General features: G+C 72.7%; 5 protein-coding genes. 3 read left to right on the forward strand and 2 right to left on the reverse strand.

Annotated elements, in window-relative coordinates; translation table 11 throughout:
• Nucleotides 1-244: 244 nt before the first annotated feature.
• A complete protein-coding gene (gene murA / locus ACOJTC_RS30425; protein WP_204927850.1) occupies nucleotides 245-1,600 on the reverse strand; it encodes a UDP-N-acetylglucosamine 1-carboxyvinyltransferase in 1,356 nt (451 codons plus the stop codon).
• 239 nt (nucleotides 1,601-1,839) lie between these two features.
• Nucleotides 1,840-3,039 (reverse strand): quinolinate synthase NadA, encoded by a 1,200-nt coding sequence (nadA, locus tag ACOJTC_RS30430; protein ID WP_204927849.1) that lies wholly within the window; start codon nucleotides 3,037-3,039, stop codon nucleotides 1,840-1,842.
• A gap of 95 nt (nucleotides 3,040-3,134) precedes the next feature.
• On the opposite strand from nadA, the gene ACOJTC_RS30435 reads away from it, so the two are divergent.
• The 3 genes from ACOJTC_RS30435 to ACOJTC_RS30445 form a co-directional block, all read left to right on the forward strand.
• Nucleotides 3,135-4,271 carry a glycerate kinase gene (locus ACOJTC_RS30435; protein ID WP_420119459.1) on the forward strand — a complete coding sequence of 379 codons (1,137 nt, stop codon included), beginning with the start codon at nucleotides 3,135-3,137 and terminating at the stop codon, nucleotides 4,269-4,271.
• A 190-nt stretch (nucleotides 4,272-4,461) separates the two neighbouring features.
• Nucleotides 4,462-4,830 (forward strand): iron-sulfur cluster insertion protein ErpA, encoded by a 369-nt coding sequence (gene erpA, locus ACOJTC_RS30440; RefSeq protein ID WP_067314213.1) that lies wholly within the window; start codon nucleotides 4,462-4,464, stop codon nucleotides 4,828-4,830.
• A 106-nt stretch (nucleotides 4,831-4,936) separates the two neighbouring features.
• A partial coding sequence (locus tag ACOJTC_RS30445) for a PfkB family carbohydrate kinase (protein ID WP_420119460.1) occupies nucleotides 4,937-5,437 on the forward strand: 501 nt, incomplete at its 3' end.

A 5,437-nucleotide genomic window follows, 5' to 3' on the forward strand; every position in this document is an offset into this window, starting at 1 on the left:
ACGCCCAGTTCCTTCTTGCTCGGGGTGTAGCCCCGGGGGCGCGCGGCGGGTGGCTCCTCGGTCACCACCGGGGCGGTGGCGGAGGAGTCGGAGTCGGCGGACTTGCGGCGAAACAGCGACGGCACGAGGTGAAGGGTAGCCCTACGACGGCGCCCGGTGCACATCACGGGTGCACCGGGCGCTCGGTGGAGCGGGTCGGCCGGGCCGACGGCAGGGGTCGGGGCCGGTCGGGGGACGCGGCTGGTTACGGCCGCTCGACGTGCGCGCCGAGGTTGGCCAGCTTGGCCTCGAAGTCCTCGTAGCCCCGGTTGATCAGGTCGACGCCGTACACCCGGGAGGTGCCCTCGGCGGCGAGTGCCGCGATCAGGTGGCTGAAGCCGGCCCGCAGGTCGGGGATGACCAGGTCGGCGGCGTGCAGCTTGCTCGGGCCGGCGATCACCGCGGAGTGCTTGAAGTTACGTCGGCCGAACCGGCAGGGGGTGCCGCCGAGGCAGTCGCGGTAGACCTGGATGTTGGCGCCCATGGTGTTCAGCGCCTCGGTGTAGCCCAGGCGCTGCTCGTAGACCGTCTCGTGGACGATCGACAGCCCCCGGGCCTGGGTCAGCGCCACCACGAGGGGCTGCTGCCAGTCGGTCATGAAACCGGGGTGCACGTCGGTCTCCAGGGCCACCGCGTTCAGTTCGCCGCCCGGGTGCCAGAAGCGGATGCCACCCTCCTGGCCCGGGTCGCCGAGCTTCGGCGGGCGGGCGTCGGTGACCTCGTACTCGCCGCCGACGGAGCGGAAGACGTTCAGGAAGGTCATCATGTCGGCCTGCTGCGCGCCGAGCACCTCGACGTGGCCCCGGGTGGCCAGCGCCGCCGCCGCCCAGCTCGCCGCCTCGATCCGGTCGGGGATCGGCCGGTGGGTGTAGCCGTGCAGCTTCTTGACGCCCTGGATCTCGATCACCCGGTCGGTGTGCACCTTGATGATCGCGCCCATCTTCTGCAGGATGCAGATCAGGTCGATGATCTCGGGCTCGACGGCGGCGTTGCGCAGCTCGGTGACGCCCTCGGCCATCACCGCGGTCAGCAGCACCTGCTCGGTCGCGCCGACGCTCGGGTACGGCAGGGCGAACTTGGTGCCGTGCAGCCCGTTCGGCGCGGACAGGTGCAGACCCTCGGGGGTCTTGTCGACCGTCGCGCCGAACTCGCGCAGCGCCTGCAGGTGGAAGTCGATCGGGCGGGGGCCGATGTGGCAGCCGCCCAGGTCGGGGATGAAGGCGTGGCCGAGGCGGTGCAGCAGCGGGCCGCAGAACAGGATCGGGATCCGGCTGGACCCGGCGTGCACGTTGATCTGGTCGGTGCTGGCGCTCTCGACGTTGGACGGGTCGAAGACCAGCTCGCCGTCCTCGGTGCCGTCGGTCACCTTCACGCCGTGCAGGCCGAGCAGCCCGCGGACCACCTCGACGTCACGGATCTTGGGGACGTCGAACAGCCGGCTGGGCGAGTCGCCCAGCAGGGCCGCGACCATCGCCTTGGAGACCAGGTTCTTCGCGCCGCGCACGCGGATCCGCCCTTCGAGCGGGGTACCTCCGTGTACGACCAGGACGTCGTCCGTCAACGCAAACCTCCAGCGCGCGTCGGGTGGTGCGGGGTGAGTCGATGATGGGGCATGCTGTCCAGCTGTCCGGTACGAGCTGTCCAGGTACCCGGAGCGGGGCCGGCCCAAAACGGTCCCCGCGGTACGTCGCCCCGGCAGCATAGCCCTCCGTGACGAAATGCAAATTGGTCACCGCGCCGGTACGGGAACGAACCGGTGAATCCGGTACGTTCCCGTACCTCGGCGGTGACTTCGGGTAATCAGGCGGTGGCGGGTGGCGGGGTGTCGGCCCCCGGCAGCGCGAGCATCTGGTCCAGCGCGACCCGGGCGTGGTGCGCGGTGTCCGCGTCGACCGTGATCTGGTTGACCACCCGGCCGGCGACCAGCTCCTCCAACGCCCAGACCAGGTGCGGCAGGTCGATCCGGTTCATCGTGGAGCAGTAGCAGACCGCCTTGTCCAGGAACATGATCTGCTTGTCCGGGTGGGCCAGCGCCAGCCGGCGTACCAGGTTCAGCTCGGTGCCGACCGCCCACGCCGAGCCGGCCGGTGCCGCCTCGATCGCCTTGATGATGTATTCCGTCGAACCGACCTGGTCGGCGGCGGTGACCACCTCGTGGCGGCACTCCGGGTGCACCAGCACGGTCACCCCGGGCACCCGGGCCCGGACGTCCTGCACGCTGTCCAGGGTGAACCGGCCGTGCACCGAGCAGTGCCCCCGCCAGAGGATCATCTTCGCGTCGCGGACCTGCTCGGCGGTGAGCCCGCCGTTCGGCTTGTGCGGGTCGTAGAGCACGCAGTCGTCGAGCGAGTAGCCCAGCTCCAGCACGGCGGTGTTGCGGCCGAGGTGCTGGTCGGGCAGGAACAGCACCTTCGAACCCTGCGCGTACGCCCAGTCCAGCGCCCGCTTCGCGTTCGACGAGGTGCAGACCACGCCGCCGTTGCGGCCGACGAAGCCCTTGATGTCGGCCGAGGAGTTCATGTACGTCACCGGGACGGTGTCCGCCGCGACACCCAGGTCGGTCAGCACCTCCCAGGCCCGCTCGACCTGCGACAGCACCGCCATGTCGGCCATCGAACAACCGGCCGCCAGGTCGGGCAGGATGACCCGCTGCGCGTCGGTGGTGAGGATGTCGGCGCTCTCGGCCATGAAGTGCACGCCGCAGAAGACGATGTACTCCGCGTCCGGGCGGGCCGCCGCCTCCCGGGCCAGCTTGAACGAGTCGCCGGTGACGTCGGCGAACTGGATCACCTCGTCGCGCTGGTAGTGGTGGCCGAGGACGAACACCTTCGTGCCCAGCGCGGCCTTCGCCGCCGTCGCCCGGGCCACCAGGTCCGGGTCGCTCGGCGCCGGCAGGTCTCCCGGACACTCCACGCCACGCTCGGTGGCGGGGTCGCTGCCGCGGCCGAGGAGCAGCAGCGCGGTCGCCGTGTTGGAGGGTTCCACCCAGGTCGAAGTCACGTCCTCATGGTCCCACAACGGGGCGTTCGCACGACCGCTGCCGGTGTGGGCTGCCACACTGCCGCCGCGCCGATGTGGCCTGCCACACTCGGGGCATGCGCGTGCTGCTCTGTCCGGACAAGTTCGCCGGAACCCTGGAGGCCCCGGAGGTGGCCGCCGCCGTCGCCGCCGGGTGGCGCGAGGTCGACGACGCCGTCGAGCTGCTCATCCGTCCCCTCGCCGACGGGGGGCCGGGCTTCGTCACGGTGCTCGCGGGCGCGCTCGACGGCCGCCGGGTGGCGGTCCCGACGGTCGACCCGCTGGGCCGGCCCGTCACCGGTGAGATCCTGCTCACCGCCGACGGCGTCGGCTACCTGGAGAGCGCCCAGGCGTGCGGGCTGCACCTGCTGTCCGCCGCCGAACGCGACCCGAAGGCCACCACCTCGTACGGCCTCGGCGCGCTGGTCGCCGCCGCCGTCGAGCACGGAGCCCGCACGGTGGTGGTCGGGCTGGGCGGTTCCGGCACCAACGACGGCGGGGCCGGCCTGTTCGCCGCGCTCGGCGCGACCCCGCTCGACGACGCCGGCCGGGCCCTGCCGTACGGCGGGGCGGCGCTGGCCGCCGTCGCGGCCCTCGACGGGGTGCCCCGGCTGCGCGACGCCACCCTGGTCGCCGCCACCGACGTGGACAACCCGCTGCTCGGCCTGCACGGCGCGAGCAGCGTCTACGGCCCGCAGAAGGGCGCCGACCGGGCCGACGTGCTGCTGCTCGACGCCGCACTGGAGCGCTGGGCGGCGGTGCTGGAACGGGACCTGCCCGGCTGCCCGCCCGGCCTGGGCACGCTGCCCGGGGGCGGAGCGGCCGGCGGCCTCGGCGCGGCGATCCTCGCCCTCGGCGGGCGCTGCGAATCCGGCATCGACCTGGTCGGCCGGGCGATCGGGCTGGAGGCCGCACTTGACGACTGCGATCTGGTGATCACCGGGGAGGGCTCGTTCGACCACCAGTCGCTGCGCGGCAAGGTGGTCGCCGGGGTGGCCGGGGCGGCCCGCGACCGGGGGGTGCCCTGCGTGGTGCTGGCGGGGCGGGTGAGCACCGGCCGGCGGGAGGCCGCCTCCGCCGGGGTGACCGAGGCGTACAGCCTGGTGGAGCACTTCGGCGGTGAGGAACGCGGCGGGGTGGCGGCGGCGATGGGCCGGCCCGCCGAGGGGCTGCGGGCGCTCGGCGCGCGGCGGGCCCGGCAGTGGAGCCGCTGAGCTGTCGGGGCGGCTCCGCCGGTGGCCCGGTGGCCGGGCCACCGCGGGCGGCCGGCGGTGGCGATCGCGCCGGCCGGGTGGGTTCCGCCGGGGCGGCGTACCATCGGAGCTGGACCACACCGGGAATCACTGGGCGACGCGTGCTGTTGGCCAGGGTGTCCGGACCCATACCGCGCAGGGAGATTTCCACGTGACCACGCCAGCGCAGACCGACTCGACCGAGGCCCAGGCCCCTACTTCCGTCGTCCTCACCGACGTCGCGGCGCAGAAGGTCAAGGCCCTGATCGAGCAGGAAGGCCGCGACGACCTGCGGCTCCGGGTCGCGGTGCAGCCGGGTGGCTGCTCCGGCCTGCGGTACCAGCTCTTCTTCGACGAGCGCTCGCTCGACGGTGACGTCGTCACCGACTTCGACGGCGTCGGCGTCGTCGTCGACCGGATGAGCGCCCCCTACCTGGCCGGGGCGACCATCGATTTCGCCGACCGGATCGACGCCCAGGGCTTCACCATCGACAACCCCAACGCGGGCAGCTCCTGCGCCTGCGGCGACTCGTTCAGCTGAGTCCCGGTCCGTCCGAGGGGGCCGTCCCGCGCCGGGACGGCCCCCTGGTCGTTCCGCCCGGACCGGTAGGCTGACCCGCGCCGTGCTCCCGACCCCGAGGGTTGACATGAAGATCGCCGTGACCGGCTCGATCGCGACCGACCACCTGATGAGCTTCCCGGGTCGCTTCGCCGACCAGCTCATCGCCGACCAGCTGCACAAGGTGTCGCTCTCCTTCCTGGTGGACGACCTGGTGCTGCGTCGGGGCGGGGTGGCCGCCAACATCGCCTTCGGCATGGGGCAGCTCGGGCTGAGTCCGATCCTGCTCGGCGCGGTCGGCGCCGACTTCGCCGACTACCGCTCCTGGCTGGAGCGGCACGGCGTCGACTGTGACTCGGTGCACGTCAGTGAGGTGGCGCACACCGCCCGCTTCGTCTGCACCACCGACACCGACATGTGCCAGATCGCCTCGTTCTACGCGGGCGCGATGAGTGAGGCCCGCAACATCGAGCTGGGCCCCGTCGCGGACCGGCTCGGCGGCCTCGACCTGGTCATGGTCCGCGCGAACGACCCGGAGGCGATGAACCGGCACTCGGCCGAGTGCCGGGACCGGGGCTACGCCTTCGTC

Source organism: Micromonospora sp. (genome assembly GCF_048594385.1).
Lineage (GTDB): Bacteria > Actinomycetota > Actinomycetes > Mycobacteriales > Micromonosporaceae > Micromonospora > Micromonospora wenchangensis.

Excerpts from the sequence above, each read along its gene's own strand:
- ACOJTC_RS30435 (WP_420119459.1), top strand. The coding sequence starts at position 3,135 with ATGCGCGTGCTGCTCTGTCCGGACAAGTTCGCCGGAACCCTGGAGGCC.